The organism is Bacillus massiliigorillae (assembly GCF_000380245.2).
Taxonomy (GTDB): domain Bacteria; phylum Bacillota; class Bacilli; order Bacillales; family DSM-1321; genus Bacillus_AD; species Bacillus_AD massiliigorillae.
The window spans coordinates 55,685-70,913 of record NZ_HG428744.1 but is presented as its reverse complement, the minus strand read 5'-3'; the positions used below and the strand labels follow the sequence as shown (position 1 = coordinate 70,913).

Annotated in this window: 16 protein-coding genes; 10 read left to right on the top strand and 6 right to left on the bottom strand. The window is 35.1% G+C overall.

Features of this window, described 5'->3' with window-relative positions; translation table 11 throughout:
- Positions 1–21 precede the first annotated feature (21 nt).
- From TX86_RS20580 to yfkAB, 3 genes are all read right to left on the bottom strand, one after another.
- Complete coding sequence (locus tag TX86_RS20580; RefSeq protein ID WP_336469869.1) at positions 22–873, bottom strand: DMT family transporter; 852 nt, start codon at positions 871–873, stop codon at positions 22–24.
- 78 nt (positions 874–951) lie between these two features.
- On the bottom strand, positions 952–1,770 hold the full coding sequence (locus TX86_RS20575; RefSeq protein WP_042352058.1) for a helix-turn-helix domain-containing protein: 819 nt from the start codon (positions 1,768–1,770) through the stop codon (positions 952–954).
- A gap of 149 nt (positions 1,771–1,919) precedes the next feature.
- Positions 1,920–3,059 (bottom strand): radical SAM/CxCxxxxC motif protein YfkAB, encoded by a 1,140-nt coding sequence (gene yfkAB, locus TX86_RS20570; protein WP_042351793.1) that lies wholly within the window; start codon positions 3,057–3,059, stop codon positions 1,920–1,922.
- Positions 3,060–3,294: 235 nt separating this feature from the next.
- On the opposite strand from yfkAB, the gene TX86_RS20565 reads away from it, so the two are divergent.
- The 3 genes from TX86_RS20565 to pdaA all read left to right on the top strand — a co-directional run bounded on the left by TX86_RS20565 (position 3,295) and on the right by pdaA (position 6,174).
- Positions 3,295–3,474 (top strand): SE1561 family protein, encoded by a 180-nt coding sequence (locus tag TX86_RS20565; protein WP_042351791.1) that lies wholly within the window; start codon positions 3,295–3,297, stop codon positions 3,472–3,474.
- 252 nt (positions 3,475–3,726) lie between these two features.
- Complete coding sequence (locus tag TX86_RS20560) at positions 3,727–5,271, top strand: fumarate hydratase (protein WP_042351789.1); 1,545 nt, start codon at positions 3,727–3,729, stop codon at positions 5,269–5,271.
- A 102-nt stretch (positions 5,272–5,373) separates the two neighbouring features.
- Positions 5,374–6,174 carry a delta-lactam-biosynthetic de-N-acetylase gene (gene pdaA, locus TX86_RS20555; RefSeq protein ID WP_042351788.1) on the top strand — a complete coding sequence of 267 codons (801 nt, stop codon included), beginning with the start codon at positions 5,374–5,376 and terminating at the stop codon, positions 6,172–6,174.
- 19 nt (positions 6,175–6,193) lie between these two features.
- Here pdaA and TX86_RS20550 read toward each other — a convergent pair whose 3' ends face one another.
- The 3 genes from TX86_RS20550 to TX86_RS20540 are packed head-to-tail and all read right to left on the bottom strand — an operon-like array spanning position 6,194 to position 8,071.
- A complete protein-coding gene (locus TX86_RS20550; RefSeq protein WP_042351786.1) occupies positions 6,194–7,159 on the bottom strand; it encodes a DUF4097 family beta strand repeat-containing protein in 966 nt (321 codons plus the stop codon).
- Positions 7,156–7,758 (bottom strand): DUF1700 domain-containing protein, encoded by a 603-nt coding sequence (locus tag TX86_RS20545; RefSeq protein ID WP_042351785.1) that lies wholly within the window; start codon positions 7,756–7,758, stop codon positions 7,156–7,158. The genes TX86_RS20550 and TX86_RS20545 overlap by 4 nt, the downstream gene beginning before the upstream one ends.
- Positions 7,751–8,071, bottom strand: a complete 321-nt coding sequence (locus TX86_RS20540) for a PadR family transcriptional regulator (protein ID WP_042351783.1) — start codon at positions 8,069–8,071, stop codon at positions 7,751–7,753. The genes TX86_RS20545 and TX86_RS20540 overlap by 8 nt, the downstream gene beginning before the upstream one ends.
- 317 nt (positions 8,072–8,388) lie before the next feature.
- Between TX86_RS20540 and rlmD the strand changes: the two genes are divergently transcribed.
- The 7 genes from rlmD to TX86_RS20505 all read left to right on the top strand — a co-directional run bounded on the left by rlmD (position 8,389) and on the right by TX86_RS20505 (position 14,853).
- Complete coding sequence (gene rlmD / locus TX86_RS20535) at positions 8,389–9,771, top strand: 23S rRNA (uracil(1939)-C(5))-methyltransferase RlmD (protein ID WP_042351781.1); 1,383 nt, start codon at positions 8,389–8,391, stop codon at positions 9,769–9,771.
- Between the two features lie 20 nt (positions 9,772–9,791).
- Positions 9,792–10,313 carry a YehS family protein gene (locus TX86_RS20530; RefSeq protein WP_042351780.1) on the top strand — a complete coding sequence of 174 codons (522 nt, stop codon included), beginning with the start codon at positions 9,792–9,794 and terminating at the stop codon, positions 10,311–10,313.
- A gap of 543 nt (positions 10,314–10,856) precedes the next feature.
- Positions 10,857–11,552: a DUF969 domain-containing protein gene (locus tag TX86_RS20525; protein ID WP_042351778.1), complete on the top strand. Its 696-nt coding sequence runs from the start codon at positions 10,857–10,859 to the stop codon at positions 11,550–11,552.
- Positions 11,552–12,481, top strand: coding sequence for a DUF979 domain-containing protein (locus TX86_RS20520; RefSeq protein ID WP_042351776.1), 930 nt, complete (start codon positions 11,552–11,554; stop codon positions 12,479–12,481). Before TX86_RS20525 ends, TX86_RS20520 begins: the two co-directional genes overlap by 1 nt.
- 40 nt (positions 12,482–12,521) lie before the next feature.
- The gene (gene pcp / locus TX86_RS20515; RefSeq protein ID WP_042351775.1) at positions 12,522–13,163 is read left to right on the top strand and encodes a pyroglutamyl-peptidase I; all 642 of its coding nucleotides are present in this window, start codon (positions 12,522–12,524) and stop codon (positions 13,161–13,163) included.
- On the top strand, positions 13,163–13,600 hold the full coding sequence (locus TX86_RS20510) for a gamma-glutamylcyclotransferase family protein (protein ID WP_042351774.1): 438 nt from the start codon (positions 13,163–13,165) through the stop codon (positions 13,598–13,600). Before pcp ends, TX86_RS20510 begins: the two co-directional genes overlap by 1 nt.
- A gap of 296 nt (positions 13,601–13,896) precedes the next feature.
- Positions 13,897–14,853: a tRNA dihydrouridine synthase gene (locus tag TX86_RS20505; protein ID WP_195892935.1), complete on the top strand. Its 957-nt coding sequence runs from the start codon at positions 13,897–13,899 to the stop codon at positions 14,851–14,853.
- Positions 14,854–15,229: the final 376 nt, after the last annotated feature.

Here is a 15,229-nt window from a genome sequence, read left to right as displayed (position 1 = left end):
ACTGTTTTTGCTGATTTTTAATCATAAGTGGCTGTCTTTCTTTTTAGGGTTGAATTTAAGCTCTGAAATCAATAATCCCACGAGTGTGAGAATGGTTCCAAGCACAGCCAAAGTAGTGATTTTTTCATTTAAAACAATCATTGAAGTTACGACTGTAATAACAGGAACAAGATAAATATAAATGCTCGTTTTTATGGCTCCTAACATTTTTACTGCAAAGTTCCATGTAACAAAGCAAAGTGCTGAAGCTCCTAGTCCTAAAAAAAGAATATTAAGTAAGTTTGGAATGTAAGTGAATCTCTCTAGCCCTAAATTAAAGTCCAATATAAATAACGTCGGAATCATAAAGAGTAAACCATAGAAAAAAATTCGTCTTGTAGTTTGAATAGTATTATATTGAAACTCGGTTATTTTTTTCATTAGTATAGAATAAATAGCCCATACAATAGCGGCTAGAATAGCTAATATATCTCCAATAGGATTTAAGTGAAAGTTGGTATTACCATTAAAGCTAATGAGAAAAATCCCGATAAAAGCAGCTATAAAACCAATAAAGAAGTTCATTTTGAAATTTTCACTTGTTAGGAACAGATGTGCAAAGATAGCGGTAAAGAAAGGAGCGATGCTAATAATAACTCCTACATTTGATGCTAATGTGTGTGTTAGAGCTATATTTTCTAATAAGAAATATAGTGTTACTCCGCATAAACCAGCTCCAATAAAGTACCATTTTTGCTTTTTATCAGCCAATCGAAGTTTGGATGGGTAGACAAGGCAAAGTGTAATGAACCCAATAAAAAAACGAAAAACAGTATTTCTAAAGGTGTGAAATAATCTAAAAGAATCTTTGTTGAAATGAAAGTTGTACCCCAAATCATAATTGTAATGAAAGCAGCTAAATGACCTAGTATTAATTTGTTTGTATTCATAAATTCCTCCTGACCTTGCTAGTCACTGCTCGATAAATATCTTCATGTATTGCTTAGGAGTTAGGCCAATAAACTTTTTGAAGAAATTCGAAAAGTGACTTTGGTCGTTAAAACCTGTTTGCATTGCTACATCAATAAGAGGTACTCCTCTTTTTAATAATTTTTTGGCTTGATTGATACGTATTGTTTCTAAATAACTGTATGGTGATATCCCTGTTTGCTTAGTAAAGGAACGAAGCAAATGATACTTACTTAGTCCTGCGATATGACTTAACTCATCTAATGTAATAGTTTTCGTGTAGTTGTTTTCTAAATACTCGCAAACAGACTGTATCTCTGTACGTAGTTCTATTTTCGTTTCATGTGAAAGTGGTTCAGAGTATTCTTCAATTAATTGCTTAATAAGAAAGAACAAAATCTCTTCCTTTTTGAAATCTTTATTCTCTTCTAAAATCATTAAGTGAAGTTCCTTTAAAGAAGAAACTAGTTCGCTGTGAAAAATAACTTTTGTGTTAAAGTGAGGTAATGCTTCTGTTCCTTGTATTTCAGCAACGATTTTTTTCATAATTTGTGGTTGAATGTTGATACAGCGATAATCCAAAGTTTGTCCATCAATCTGTTCACAAGCATGATTTTCATGTGGATTTAGTAAAATTAAGTCTCCAGTATCTATAATGAAATCTTTGTTCTTACACGTTAAACGACGTTGGCCTTTCTCAATAAAGCCAATAACATAGTATTCATGAAAGTGATTTGGAAACCTTTGCATAATTCCTTTGAAATGATAAGCCTCGATTTGTAAATCCTCATCCAAGAGTGCCGTTCGGATTTCTTGCTTCATTGCTCCAGACATCCTTTCTTCCTATTTGCTACATAGTCTATCATACAGCTTATAGTGATTCTTGTATGATATTGCTCTTGAAGATTGATGTATAAAAAAAGAAAAGGCTATCCCAATTGAAAATCACTTTTGGGACAGCCTCTTTCTTTTTATTTTTGCAAACTTGCATTAGCTTTACGCCTTTTGAAATCTATTTCTGGATAATAGGCATTCTTTACGAGTACATTAGGGCCAAGGCATTTTACACTTGAACAATGGCAGTTTAATGTTTGCGCTAAATCTGTTTTATTCCAGTTATCATATGCTTGTTGAAGTGTATCTGTCTGTACGTTGCCTAGTGGTGGCGCATCACCAAAGTCAGTAACAATAACCTCTCCGTTAAAGATATTGATGTTTAAGCGTGAACGACCATCTGGATCATTACGAACTGATACATTTTTTGCATCATATAGTTTTTGAAGTAAAGAGATGTCTTCAGGTGTAGAACTACATGGATAGAATGGAAGTGTACCAAATAGCATCCAAACATCTTGATTACGAATGTCTAATAAATGCAATATAGCATTGCGAATTTCATCGAGTGAAACAGCTTGTAATGTAGAAGCAAAATCACTTGGATACATCGGATGCACCTCATGGCGTTTGCATAGCATTTCATCTACAATTTGTTTATGAATATCTTCAAGATAAGGTAATGTACGGTTATTAATCATTGTTTCAGCTGAAACAAAAACTCCTTGCTTGGATAGCTCACGGCTGTTTTCGATCATTCGATCAAAAAGCTTTGCTCTTTGTTGTCTTGTTGGTTTCTTGTCCATCATCGCAAAGCCATTATCAATAAATTGGTCGATAGTTCCCCAATTGTGAGAAATATGAAGCACATCTAGATATGGAATAATGTCATCGTATTTTGCTAGGTCAACTGTTAAGTTAGAATTAATTTGTGTTCGAACTCCTCGTTCATGGGCATACTTTAACAAAGGAACAACATAGTTTTGCACGCTTTTCTTTGACATCATAGGCTCCCCACCTGTAATGCTTAAAGCTTTCAGGTGTTCGACTTCATCCAATCGACTTAATAGTAAATCAATTGGAAGTGCTTCTTCATCTTTATTTGATAATGTATAACCAACCGCACAATGTTCGCAGCGCATGTTGCAAAGATTAGTTGTTGTGAATTCAATATTGGTTAACATCTGTTTACCAAATTGTTCTATGTCATTATAAGCTTCCCAAGGGTCATGGTTTATTGTTATCGGTGGTAATTGATTTTTATTGTTTATGATCATTTTCGCTTCTCCCTTAAGATTTAATATCATATTATTTCGTATGATTTTATATGTTTTTTGTCATATCATTACAGTGTATGTGAAGAAATAAGGATTAAAACAACTATTAATGTATCTTTTTTGACAATGAAAAACAAATGATTTTAAAGTATTCATTGTATTTTTTTTGTTTTTGTAAGAGAATATAACTACTAAATTGTATTATGTGTACACGTCAGAAAGGAGCAATATGCTCATGGGTAAACCAATTTTTAATAAAGATGATCAAATGAATTTTCTGAAACAACGTTTAACAATGTTTTTAGAGGTTCTTGATAATATAGATCCAGAGGATGCAGATTTAGAAGATGTAGATCGTCTTATCGAAATTCTGGATGAATTAGAAGTGAAGTGTGAACAGTTCAAAACAAGATAAGAGTCCCTATGTGGGGCTTTTTTTGTTTTGTCTAACTCCAGTCCTTTTTCTTGTCTAACTTTACACCTGCTAAACTCGGTCATAAACCAATCCGTTTTGAGAACCAAGAGAGGGAGTTAAGCAGGACGCTTTCCCTTTTCTTAATTGTCTTATTCCTTTTCCTATTTAAAATGGGAAGGTATAATGTAATTTAGGGAAAAGTGTAAACTTTCTATCTATTTTTAAAGGGCTTTACATAAGGGGGAAAATAGAATGGACTTACAGAAGTTACAAGATAGTATGTATCAATTAGTTGTTGAAACGTCTACGAACTTACCAAAGGATGTACGACGCGCTTTAAAGGTTGCGAAAGAGAAAGAAATCGCAGGAACTCGTTCAGCAATGAGTCTTGCAACAATTGCGCAAAACATTAACATGGCTGATGAAAACATCTCGCCAATTTGCCAAGATACTGGACTACCAACATTCAAAATCAAAACTCCAGTTGGCGTAAATCAACTTGAAATTAAAGAGGCGATTTATAAAGCAATTGTTCAAGCTACAAAAGACGGAAAGCTTCGTCCGAACTCAGTTGATTCGTTAACAGGTGAAAACAGCGGTGACAATCTTGGAATCGGTTTACCAGTTATTAAATTTGATCAGTGGGAAAAAGACTATATCGATGCTCGTTTAATTTTAAAGGGTGGCGGTTGTGAAAATAAGAACATTCAATACAGTCTTCCATGTGAACTTGAAGGCTTAGGTCGTGCTGGCCGTGACTTAGATGGTATTCGTAAATGTATTATGCATTCTGTATACCAAGCACAAGGACAAGGCTGTAGTGCTGGTTTCATCGGTGTAGGAATCGGTGGCGATCGTTCATCTGGTTACGATTTAGCAAAAGCACAATTATTCAGAAGTGCTGATGATGTAAATCCAAATGAAGATCTTCGCAAACTAGAAGAGTATGTAATGGAACATGCTAATGAATTAGGAATCGGAACTATGGGCTTCGGTGGCGAAACTACATTACTAGGCTGTAAAGTTGGCGTAATGAACCGTATTCCAGCTAGCTTCTTCGTTTCTGTAGCGTATAACTGTTGGGCATTCCGTCGTTTAGGTGTTGAAATCGATCCTACGACTGGTGCTATTAACGAATGGTTATATCAAGAAGGAGAAAAAATCAATCTTGTATCTGAAGCTGAACAAGAATCAGCAGCTACACAAGAAAGTGCAACTGAAGTTGAACTTCGTGCTCCAATTACAGAAGAACAAATTCGTGCTCTTAAAGTCGGTGACGTAGTAAAAATCAGTGGCATGATGTACACTGGTCGTGATGCAATCCATAAACATCTTTCAGATAACGATGCACCAATCGACTTAAATGGACAAATTATCTACCACTGTGGTCCAGTAATGCTTAAAGATGACGAAGGTAACTGGCATGTAAAAGCTGCAGGTCCAACTACTAGTATTCGTGAAGAACCTTACCAAGGTGATATCATGAAGAAATTCGGTATTCGTGCGGTTATGGGTAAAGGTGGTATGGGAGCAAAAACTCTTGCTGCTCTTGAAGAACACGGTGGCGTATACTTAAATGCAATCGGTGGAGCTGCACAATACTATGCTGACTGTATCAAATCAGTAGAAGGTGTAGACCTTATGCAATTTGGTATTCCAGAAGCAATGTGGCATTTGAAAGTAGAAGACTTCAAAGCGGTAGTAACAATGGATTCACACGGCAACAGTCTTCACCAAGATGTTGATAAATCATCTCTAGAAAAATTAGCTCAATTCAAGGATCGTGTATTTAATTAAGAATGTTAAGGCTGTCTCATATGAGGCAGCCTTTTTTTACCTTTCATGTTTTAGTTGTACTTTCAAATACTACACGTAAGACAGTTGAAAGGAACTAGAACTATGAGAAATATATATATGATTATTGTATCTATAGCAATCGCTTTATCGTTGGCGATACCAGCTCATGCAAATGTTCCGAATAAAGCATATGGCTGGGGGTTAGTGAAAAGTAAAGATGGAATTCCTGCTGATGCAGGACCTGAGCTTAATGCGATTGTAGAAAAGCATGGCGCAGTGTATAAAGGTAATCCTTCTAAAAAAGTGTTGTATTTAACCTTTGATAATGGCTATGAAAATGGCTATACAGCACAATTTCTAGATGTGTTAAAAAAACATAAAGTACCTGGCATTTTCTTCGTGACGGGTCATTATTTAAAAAGTGCACCTGACCTTGCGAAACGAATGGTAAAAGAGGGGCACATAATTGGTAATCATTCGTGGCATCATCCGGATATGACAACACAATCACAGGCACAAATTCTTGAGGAATTAAATACGGTTCAACAAGAAACTGCGAGGCTTACTGGGCAGAAGACAATGAAATATTTACGCCCACCACGTGGCATCTTCAGTGAACGAACGCTGCAAATTGCGAATGAGGCAGGCTATAAACATATTTTCTGGTCACTTGCTTATAAAGATTGGGATGTAAATGCGCAAAGAGGAGCGGATTATGCTTACAACGAAATAATGAAGCAAATTCATCCTGGGGCAATCCTGTTAATTCATACGATTTCAAAAGATAATGCAGGTGCGCTTGAAAGAGTTATTGTGGACTTGAAAAAGCAAGGATATACATTTAAAAGTATTGATTATTTAATGAAGCAACCAAACAGTAAAGCGCAAAAAAACCGAGACTAGTTTAGTCTCGGTTTAAAAATTAAAATTGTAAACTGACATCTCCGTCTTTCGCCTTAATATCAAGTTTATGACTAGAATTTACTTGATGTGTAGCGTTTGACTCAAATTCATTGTTATTTACCATAATATCTCCAAAGCTACTCTTGATAGTATAACTTAGCTCGCTTTCTTTGTTAGAAGCTTGCACATCTACATCTCCAAAAGTTGATGAAATTTCAGATGTTCCTAACAGTAAACCTTGTACTTCAATATCACCATCGTTACTTTGAATATTAAGTCCTTCACTAGTAAAGTCGCTTAATGAAATATCTCCAAATCGATTTGTAATAGCAGTAGAGTTAGCTTTAACTGAATTAAATTCTAAATCTCCATCATTCATCTTAATAGTTAGCTCTTTAGCTGTAATACTATTTGCATCTATATCGCCAAAATTATTTTTAATTTCAAAAGAGTTTGTTCGAATATTATTGATTAGTAAGTCTCCATCTTGTGTTTTAATTTGAAGAGAATTACTGTTTATTCCGTCCAAATGAATATCTCCGAAATCATTTACGATATCGATATTATCAAAACTTGTATTTTTTGGGACGTATACTTTTATAGTTGTTTGTGGAATTCCACCAAAACTTAAATTAAATAATCCAAAGTTTGATTTTAATGAACCTTTGCTTTCAATAATGAGCTTGTTATTCGTTACTTTGTACGTAAATTCTTTCTTAAGCTCTTTATGTGAACGTATTTCGATTTTATATTCGTTAGAAGGAATAATTTCAACATCTGCATCCCTAAAATCAGCACTAATACTTGTAAATGGTGATAAATCCTTTGATTCTACTCGCATATCTTTGAAGTCAATGACTTTAAAACCATCATTTGTAGTTACAATTGAAAATTTAGCTCCTAAAGCAAAGCCGATGGCAGTAAGAATGAGTCCAATGACAATCATACAACCAGCGATGATTGGGATTAGTTTTGACTTTTTCATTTTAATGCCCCCTTACTTCGTTTAGAGATTCGATCAAATAGTTTTTTCAGTGATAGAGCAATAGCGCGGCTACCTTTTTTAATTAATGATATAACTGGTGAAAAAATAAGTATGCCAATTCCTGTGGCTGTTAATCCGATTCCGATAAAGAAAATAGCTGTAGGAATATGCTGTGCTAAGACGGCAACCCCGGCAACGACACTTGCAATTCCAGCAATAATTAAAGAAATCGTAAGAGCAAATCCAGCAAAGGCTAATGAAATAAATAATAGGACGAAAGCAAAGATTAAGGCACCTACAGCTATCACAAGTGGTAATGCGATTGGTGATGCTAAGATGGCTAGTATAATAATCCAGATAGCTGAAAATCCTTTCTTCGTAGATTCTGGATGACTATCTAAGTCTTTTATTGCATAATCAGCTAAAATCTTTGATGCAACTTGAGCAGGTGATCCTAATTCCTTGATAACTTGTTGAACATTTTCTTCTCCGGCTTCATCGAAGTATTCATTATAATATTCAAGAGCGGCTTCAACTTCATAACTTGGTAATCTTTTGAGTTTAGATTCAAGCTGTTTCAAATACGTCTCTTTATTCATCGTTTAATCCTCCCATCAACACATGATCGATTTTTTCTTTATATTCCGTCCATTCTGCTAACAATTCTTCGTACTTTTCACGTCCATGATCAGTAATGCGATAATAGCGACGGTTTCTTCCTTGAAATGGCTGATCATATGTAGACAAATATTCGCCTTTTTGTAATCTGCGTAACACTGGATAAAGTGTAGATTCAGAAATATCCATGACTTCACGCACTTGTTGTGTCAATGAATAGCCATATGCATCTTCTTTCGCTAAGATGGCAAGCACACAAGCATCGAGTAGTGCAGAACCAAGTTGAAAGGTCATTGTTGCTACACCTCCAAATAGTTATATTATAGATTTATATATATTATACGTCGTATAGTATGTCTATAGTCATATTATATGCCGTATAATATTATGTGTCAACAATCACAATGCCTAATTTTTCTGTATATATATTTGCTTAGTGGCGTATCGTGTTTCTCCATATGAAAAATGATATAATACGTAAAAGTGATGAGAAGTGATAGTTTTGCATTATACTATTTGCCATAAATCAAGAGAGGCATCCAGCACTCAGAATGGAAGCCCTATTTAAGATACGCTTTAAGTAGAAGTGTAAAGAAAACGGAGTGAAACAAATGAAGAAGCAACAAGAAATGGCTTTGAGTCTAGGACAGACATTTCCTTTAACAATAAAAAGATTAGGCATTAACGGTGAAGGTGTAGGATATTTTAAAAGAGGCGTTGTGTTTGTTCCTGGGGCATTACCAGGTGAAGAAATTGTCGCAGAAGCAACAAAGGTACATCCTAAATTTGCAGAAGCAAAAGTAAAGAAAATCCGTAAGAAATCCAAGCATCGTATCGCTCCACCATGCCCAGTATACGATCAATGTGGAGGATGCCAAATTCAACACTTAGAATACAGCCAACAATTGAAAGAGAAACAAGATATCGTTAAACAAGCATTTGAGCGATATATGAAACACGCAATCAATGACATAGATATGAAAGAAACGATCGGTATGGACAAACCATGGAACTATCGAAATAAAAGTCAGTTCCAACTAGGTTTAACAAATGATGGGGAAGTCATTGCTGGCTTGTACGGTTTAAACTCCCATCACTTAATTGATATTCCAGAATGTATTGTGCAACATCCATCTTGTAATGAAGTAACGGTTACAGTGAAGAAGGCTCTACAAGAATTGAATATCCCAATCTATAATGAAAAGACAAAATCAGGAATCGTTAGAACAGTAGTTGTTCGTGCAGGATTTGCAACAGGAGAAGTACAAGTAGTACTTGTGACGGTTTCAGAGAAATTGCCAAAGAAAGATCAACTGATACACATGATTATGGACAAGCATCCAGAAGTGAAGTCAGTAGTTCAAAACGTAAATAATGAAAAAACATCGCTTGTATTTGGAGAAAAATCTATCCACTTAGCAGGTGAAAACATCATTAAAGAAACTTTAGGTGACTTATCATACGAGCTTTCAGCAAGAACGTTCTTCCAATTAAATCCGATTCAAACAGTTAAGCTATATAATGAAGTAAAAAAAGCAGCAGCATTAACAGGTGAAGAAAATGTAGTAGATGCTTATTGTGGAGTAGGTACAATTGGATTATGGCTAAGTGACGAAGCAAAAGAGGTTCGTGGTATGGACAGTATTAAAGATTCCATTAGAGATGCAAGAGAAAATGCGGCTCGCCATGAAAAAACAAATGTGAAGTTTGAAGTAGGTAAAGCAGAAAATGTGCTACCTATTTGGTTGAAAAAAGGTTGGAAGCCAGATGTTATCGTCGTTGATCCACCACGAACAGGATTAGATCAACAATTACTACGAGCAATGGTTCAAGCGAAGCCAAAGAAAATTGTGTATGTTTCTTGTAACCCATCCACATTAGCGAAGGATATTTCGCACCTAAGTAAGTTATACAAAGTAGAATATGTACAGCCAGTAGATATGTTCCCTCAGACTTCGCATGTGGAGTGTGTAGCGAAGCTTGTTTTAAAATAAGGCAACTAGGAGTTTTTTAGATGGATATGAATAATAATGATATTTTAATTCGAATTAGATATGCACTAGATATAAAAGATGTGGATATGATTAAGATTTTTAAACTTGGTGGTGTTGAGGTAACGAGAGAAGAGCTACGTGAGCTACTTACTAAAACACCAGATAGTTATTATAATGATGAAGACGATGAGTTGGATGACGATTACGTTATTTGTAGTAATGTTATGCTAGAGTCGTTTTTAAACGGACTTATTATCTTCAAAAGAGGAAGACAAGAACCAAAACCAGGGCAGCCTGAAAGACCAGCAATTACGATAAAGCATAATAGTAGTGTGAATAATGTAGTGTTTAAGAAGCTAAAAATAGCATTATCATTAACAAGTGATGACATACTAGAGATTCTAGACGAAGCGGGCGTTATTCTTTCAAATAGTGAATTGAGCGCTATTTTTAGAAAAGAAGGGCATAAACATTATGTGCCATGTGGAGATCGCTATGCTCGAAACTTCTTAAAAGGATTGGCAATGAGGTATAGAGGGTAAAGTGTTGTTCTGATAATTAATTGTAAAGGCTTGAGAAGCAGGGGAGAAAACCTTGTACCTCAAGTCTTTTTCTTGTTTTAAAATAAGGCAGCCCTCTACTATTGAAGAGGGTGCTGGCTTTTTATGATTCTTAAAAAGGCTTAATGAACTTATGTTGAATATGAATACTGCAATCAGTTGACAACTCACGAATAAAGTAATTGTGGGATCAGCTCTTGAAAGCTCAATAGTTCCTTAATTTTTTTTTCTGGAATGTATGGAATAATGCTCCTCCATACATTCATTTAAATTCATAGGAAATAACTTTCTTAAAAATCTTCCGCTGGCTATCAAGTTCTCTCTATAGTCTGCTTAAAGCTGCCAAAATAGGCGGCTTTATTATTGTTGAATATAAGATAGAAATTATATTTAATTTATCGCTTTAACACGTTGAATTACCAAACAATACTATTTCTAAGTTATTTACATTCCTAAAGGTTTGATTATATAATGAATAAACATTATATCAATATAATTAATATTCATAGTATAGGAGAGTAACTTATGGAATTAATAGGGATTTTAATTATCATAGTAGGCTTTGCGTTGAAGTGGGATACTATTGCAGTAATTGTTGTAGCAGGTATTTCTACTGGATTAGTAGCAAAGATGAATCCTATTGAAATATTGGATACACTGGGGGCAGCTTTTGTATCAAATCGTGTAACATGTTTATTTTTAATCACACTTCCTGTTATCGGCTTGTCTGAAAGGTATGGATTGAAGGCGAAAGCAGTTATGCTAATCAAGAAAGCAACTAACTTATCGGTTGGTAAACTATTGAGTGGCTATACTTTAATAAGAAAAATAACGATTGGAATGGGAGTAACACTTGGTGGACACCCACAATTCGTTCGACCGCTAGTTAGCCCAATGGCTGAAGGTGCAGCTATTGCTAAGTACGGAGATAAAATAGAAGAAAAAGATATGGAAAAGATTAGAGCATATTCTGCAGCATCTGATAATATTGGTAACTTCTTTGCACAGAATATATTCATGGCAAATGCAGGTGTACTTTTAATCGCTTCTACATTAGAAGGAATCGGTATGCCGATAGATACACTGCAAGTGGTTAAAGTAGCAATTCCAGTAGCTGTTATTTCATTCGTGTTTTGGGTTACTCAAAATATGTTATTTGATAAAAAGCTTAAGAAAAAATATGGGTCTAAAGAAAATGAAAAAATTAGAGGTGATCAATAATGGATATGACACAAATCTCTAATTTGTTATTAGAAATATTTTATATAATCATTGGGTTATTCATGGGTATCACAATGGTATTCACAATTAAAGATACAAACCATAAAACAAGAATCGGTACAGCTGCATTCTGGGGGATTCTTGGTTTTATTTTCATTTTTGGAAATTATATTCCAAGTACGATTGTCGGCTTATTGGTCGTTGTAATTGCTATTTTATCAGCAACGAAGCAAATCAATATCGGAACGTTTAAGCAATTAGATGATACGTTTGCGACTTTAAAAGCAGAAAAATTAGGGCTGAAAATCTTCATCCCATCTCTATCTATCGCAATTATCGCGATGCTTGTAGCATCTTTCACAAGTTTTCCGGGTACGGTTGCAATCGGTATTGCGGCTGTGAGTGCGCTATTGCTGACGTTTATTATTACTAAAGCAAAACCAAAAGAGATGCTGGCGGATTCAAACAGAACATTCCAATCGATTGGTTCATTTGCTATCCTTCCTCAATTATTAGCTTCTTTAGGTGTATTATTTACAACTGCGGGAGTAGGCGATAAGATTGCTTCTATGATTTCAAGTGTAATTCCGACAGGTAACTCCTTCATTGGGGTAGCGACATATTGTATCGGTATGGCATTATTTACAATCATCATGGGTAATGCATTTGCGGCATTCGCTGTTATTACAGTTGGTATTGGTGTACCGTTCGTATTCAGCATCGGTGGAGATCCAGTAATTTGCGGAACGCTTGCTCTAACAGCAGGATACTGTGGAACATTATTAACACCAATGGCGGCAAACTTCAATATGCTACCGGCAGTATTGCTTGAAATGAAAGATAAAAACGCAGTTATTAAAGTACAAGCACCTATAGCTTTAACATTGTTAGTCGTTCATATTATCTTGATGTATGTTTTAGGATTTTAAAAATTAGATATATTAAATTTTTTCAATAGGAGACCGAGCTATGAAAGTACTATTAACAGGATTTGACGCATTTGGCGGAGAGCCGGTTAATCCGGCAGAAGAAGCAGTTAAAATGGTCAGTGACCAGATAAACGGAGCTGAAGTGGTTAAAATTATTATTCCTACAGTTCAAACAAAATCTGTTCAAGCTATTGAAGCTGCAATTGAAAAGCATAATCCGGATATTGTTATATCGGTAGGTCAAGCGGGAGGAAGATTTGATATTACTCCTGAAAGAGTTGCCATTAATCTAGATGATTACAGAATTAAGGACAATGAAGGCAATCAGCCAATAGATACAGTTATACAAGCAGATGGGCAGCCAGCTTATTTCACGAATTTGCCAGTAAAAGCGATGGTTAAGCATATGAATGAGCATAACATACCAGCAACTGTATCTTATACAGCGGGAACATTTGTATGCAATCATGTTATGTACGGCATTCTATACATGATCGATAAAAAGTACCCTCATATCAAAGGTGGATTTATTCACATTCCTTATATGACTTCGCAGGTTATGGATAAGAAAAACACACCGTTCATGTCGTTGGATGATATTGTAAAAGGCTTGGAACTTGCGATTGAAGCCTGCACGATTAATGACAAGGATATTAAAGCAGTAGGCGGAGAAATCTGCTGATGAAAGCGATCAATCTTTTTGTTTATGGGAGTTTAAGAGAAGGTTTCTTTAATTATAAAAAGTATTTAGACGGTAAGGTCATCGAGAAAAGAGATGCTAAGCTTGAAAATATGAAATTATATCATCTGCCATACAAAGGATATCCGGCTTTAACCTTCGGTGAAGATACAGTTTATGGGGAAATCATGGTAATTAGTGAAGAGCATTATGAAGAGACAATGAATGCGATGGACAAAATGGAAGGATTCATCAGTGAAAAAAATCCTGAAAATGAATACCATAAAGTCATTCTTGAGGTTGAAAATCTTCATACGAATGAAAAAGAAAAATGCTTTGTCTATTTTTATAACAAAGATAATGACCAGCTTTTTGACAACAGCGCCATTTATATTCCACATGGTAATTGGAAAGAGCATATGCTATGCGGATGTATGTAATTGGTTAGCTAACATTTTGTTCATGCCACTTCATAAAAAACGATAAACTCGAAAAGCAGTTGATATAGAAAAAATCTATACCATCTGCTTTTTTTGTTTATTACAATACTATTTAAGGGTGATTTTCGTTAAAATAAATATTTCCGGTATCGACAAATTATACATGTCAAATGTCCTTGTGTTTGATAATAAGTTATTAGGCATGATATAAGTGTAAAAGAAGTGAAGCATTTGGCATTATATTTTTTGTCCGAGAGGCTGAAATTGTATTCATAATGAGAGGATTTGAGTTTGAAATGATAGAGAATTTTTGGCGTGATTTACCACGACCATTTTTTATACTTGCACCAATGGAAGATGTGACGGATGTTGTTTTTCGTCATGTAGTAAGTCAAGCAGGTAGACCGGATGTATTTTTTACAGAGTTTGCAAACTCGGATAGCTATTGTCATCCAGAAGGCATAAACAGTTTACGTGGCCGTTTGATGTTTACAGAAGATGAACAGCCAATGGTTGCACATATATGGGGAGACAAGCCTGAGTATTTTCGTCAAATGAGTATTGGAATGGCAGAGTTAGGATTTAAAGGCGTAGATATCAATATGGGCTGCCCTGTACCTAATGTGGCGTCAAGAGGGAAAGGTAGTGGCCTAATCTTGCGTCCAGATGTTGCGGCAGAACTTATTCAAGCAGCCAAAGCGGGCGGACTGCCTGTCAGTGTGAAAACACGACTTGGTTATAAGGATATAAATGAATGGGAGGAGTGGCTAACGCATATTTTAAAACAAGATATTGCGAACCTTTCTATACATTTGCGTACAAGAGAAGAAATGAGCCAAGTAGATGCGCATTGGGAGCTAATTCCGGAAATCAAAAAATTACGTGACCGCATTGCACCAAATACGCTACTAACAATCAATGGAGACATTCCTGACCGTCAAACGGGGCTTCAGCTTGCTGAGAAATATGGTATTGATGGCATTATGATTGGGAGAGGTATTTTTAAAAATCCGTTTGCTTTTGAAAAAGAGCCAAAAGAGCATAGCAGTAAAGAGTATCTTGATCTGTTAAGATTACAACTTGATTTACAAGATCAATATGCAGAAGTACTGCCACGTTCAATGACAGGGCTTCATCGCTTTTTCAAAATTTATGTCAAAGGATTCCCTGGAGCCGCTGAATTAAGAAATCAATTAATGAATACGAAATCAACAGATGAAGTACGTCAATTGCTTGATAACTTTGGAAAATAAAGTTGATGGGACGACAGCTGTGAAATGATGTAGTTTCGCAAATTCTGTACTTATCTTATTCAATTTTAATTTCCTTTTAGTGTTCATTGATTTTATTGTCTGTTAGTTCGCGGTATTCGACTAATTCTTCTTTCGAGATAATATCATCTGGACTTAATAATATTTATCACAATAAATTTTATATTGAGAAATATAGATAATTTTGCTAAAATATATTTTGAAATAATTAACCTTTAATATGGTCCAGAGAGGCTGAAAAGGGCTACTTGATATTTTAAGTTATTATGTTATTAATATCTTTGTTTATTCATGCCCTTTTGTCTAATCTGACGAAAGGGCATTTATTTTGCATTTTAGCTGTGATGACACAACTAAC

What these genes read in the sequence shown, in the direction of transcription:
- TX86_RS20575 (WP_042352058.1), bottom strand. Translation starts at nt 1,770, where the DNA reads ATGAAGCAAGAAATCCGAACGGCACTCTTGGATGAGGATTTACAAATC.
- yfkAB (WP_042351793.1), bottom strand. Translation starts at nt 3,059, where the DNA reads ATGATCATAAACAATAAAAATCAATTACCACCGATAACAATAAACCAT.
- TX86_RS20565 (WP_042351791.1), top strand. Translation starts at nt 3,295, where the DNA reads ATGGGTAAACCAATTTTTAATAAAGATGATCAAATGAATTTTCTGAAA.
- TX86_RS20560 (WP_042351789.1), top strand. Translation starts at nt 3,727, where the DNA reads ATGGACTTACAGAAGTTACAAGATAGTATGTATCAATTAGTTGTTGAA.
- pdaA (WP_042351788.1), top strand. Translation starts at nt 5,374, where the DNA reads ATGAGAAATATATATATGATTATTGTATCTATAGCAATCGCTTTATCG.
- TX86_RS20550 (WP_042351786.1), bottom strand. Translation starts at nt 7,159, where the DNA reads ATGAAAAAGTCAAAACTAATCCCAATCATCGCTGGTTGTATGATTGTC.
- TX86_RS20545 (WP_042351785.1), bottom strand. Translation starts at nt 7,758, where the DNA reads ATGAATAAAGAGACGTATTTGAAACAGCTTGAATCTAAACTCAAAAGA.
- TX86_RS20540 (WP_042351783.1), bottom strand. Translation starts at nt 8,071, where the DNA reads ATGACCTTTCAACTTGGTTCTGCACTACTCGATGCTTGTGTGCTTGCC.
- rlmD (WP_042351781.1), top strand. Translation starts at nt 8,389, where the DNA reads ATGAAGAAGCAACAAGAAATGGCTTTGAGTCTAGGACAGACATTTCCT.
- TX86_RS20530 (WP_042351780.1), top strand. Translation starts at nt 9,792, where the DNA reads ATGGATATGAATAATAATGATATTTTAATTCGAATTAGATATGCACTA.
- TX86_RS20525 (WP_042351778.1), top strand. Translation starts at nt 10,857, where the DNA reads ATGGAATTAATAGGGATTTTAATTATCATAGTAGGCTTTGCGTTGAAG.
- TX86_RS20520 (WP_042351776.1), top strand. Translation starts at nt 11,552, where the DNA reads ATGGATATGACACAAATCTCTAATTTGTTATTAGAAATATTTTATATA.
- pcp (WP_042351775.1), top strand. Translation starts at nt 12,522, where the DNA reads ATGAAAGTACTATTAACAGGATTTGACGCATTTGGCGGAGAGCCGGTT.
- TX86_RS20510 (WP_042351774.1), top strand. Translation starts at nt 13,163, where the DNA reads ATGAAAGCGATCAATCTTTTTGTTTATGGGAGTTTAAGAGAAGGTTTC.
- TX86_RS20505 (WP_195892935.1), top strand. Translation starts at nt 13,897, where the DNA reads ATGATAGAGAATTTTTGGCGTGATTTACCACGACCATTTTTTATACTT.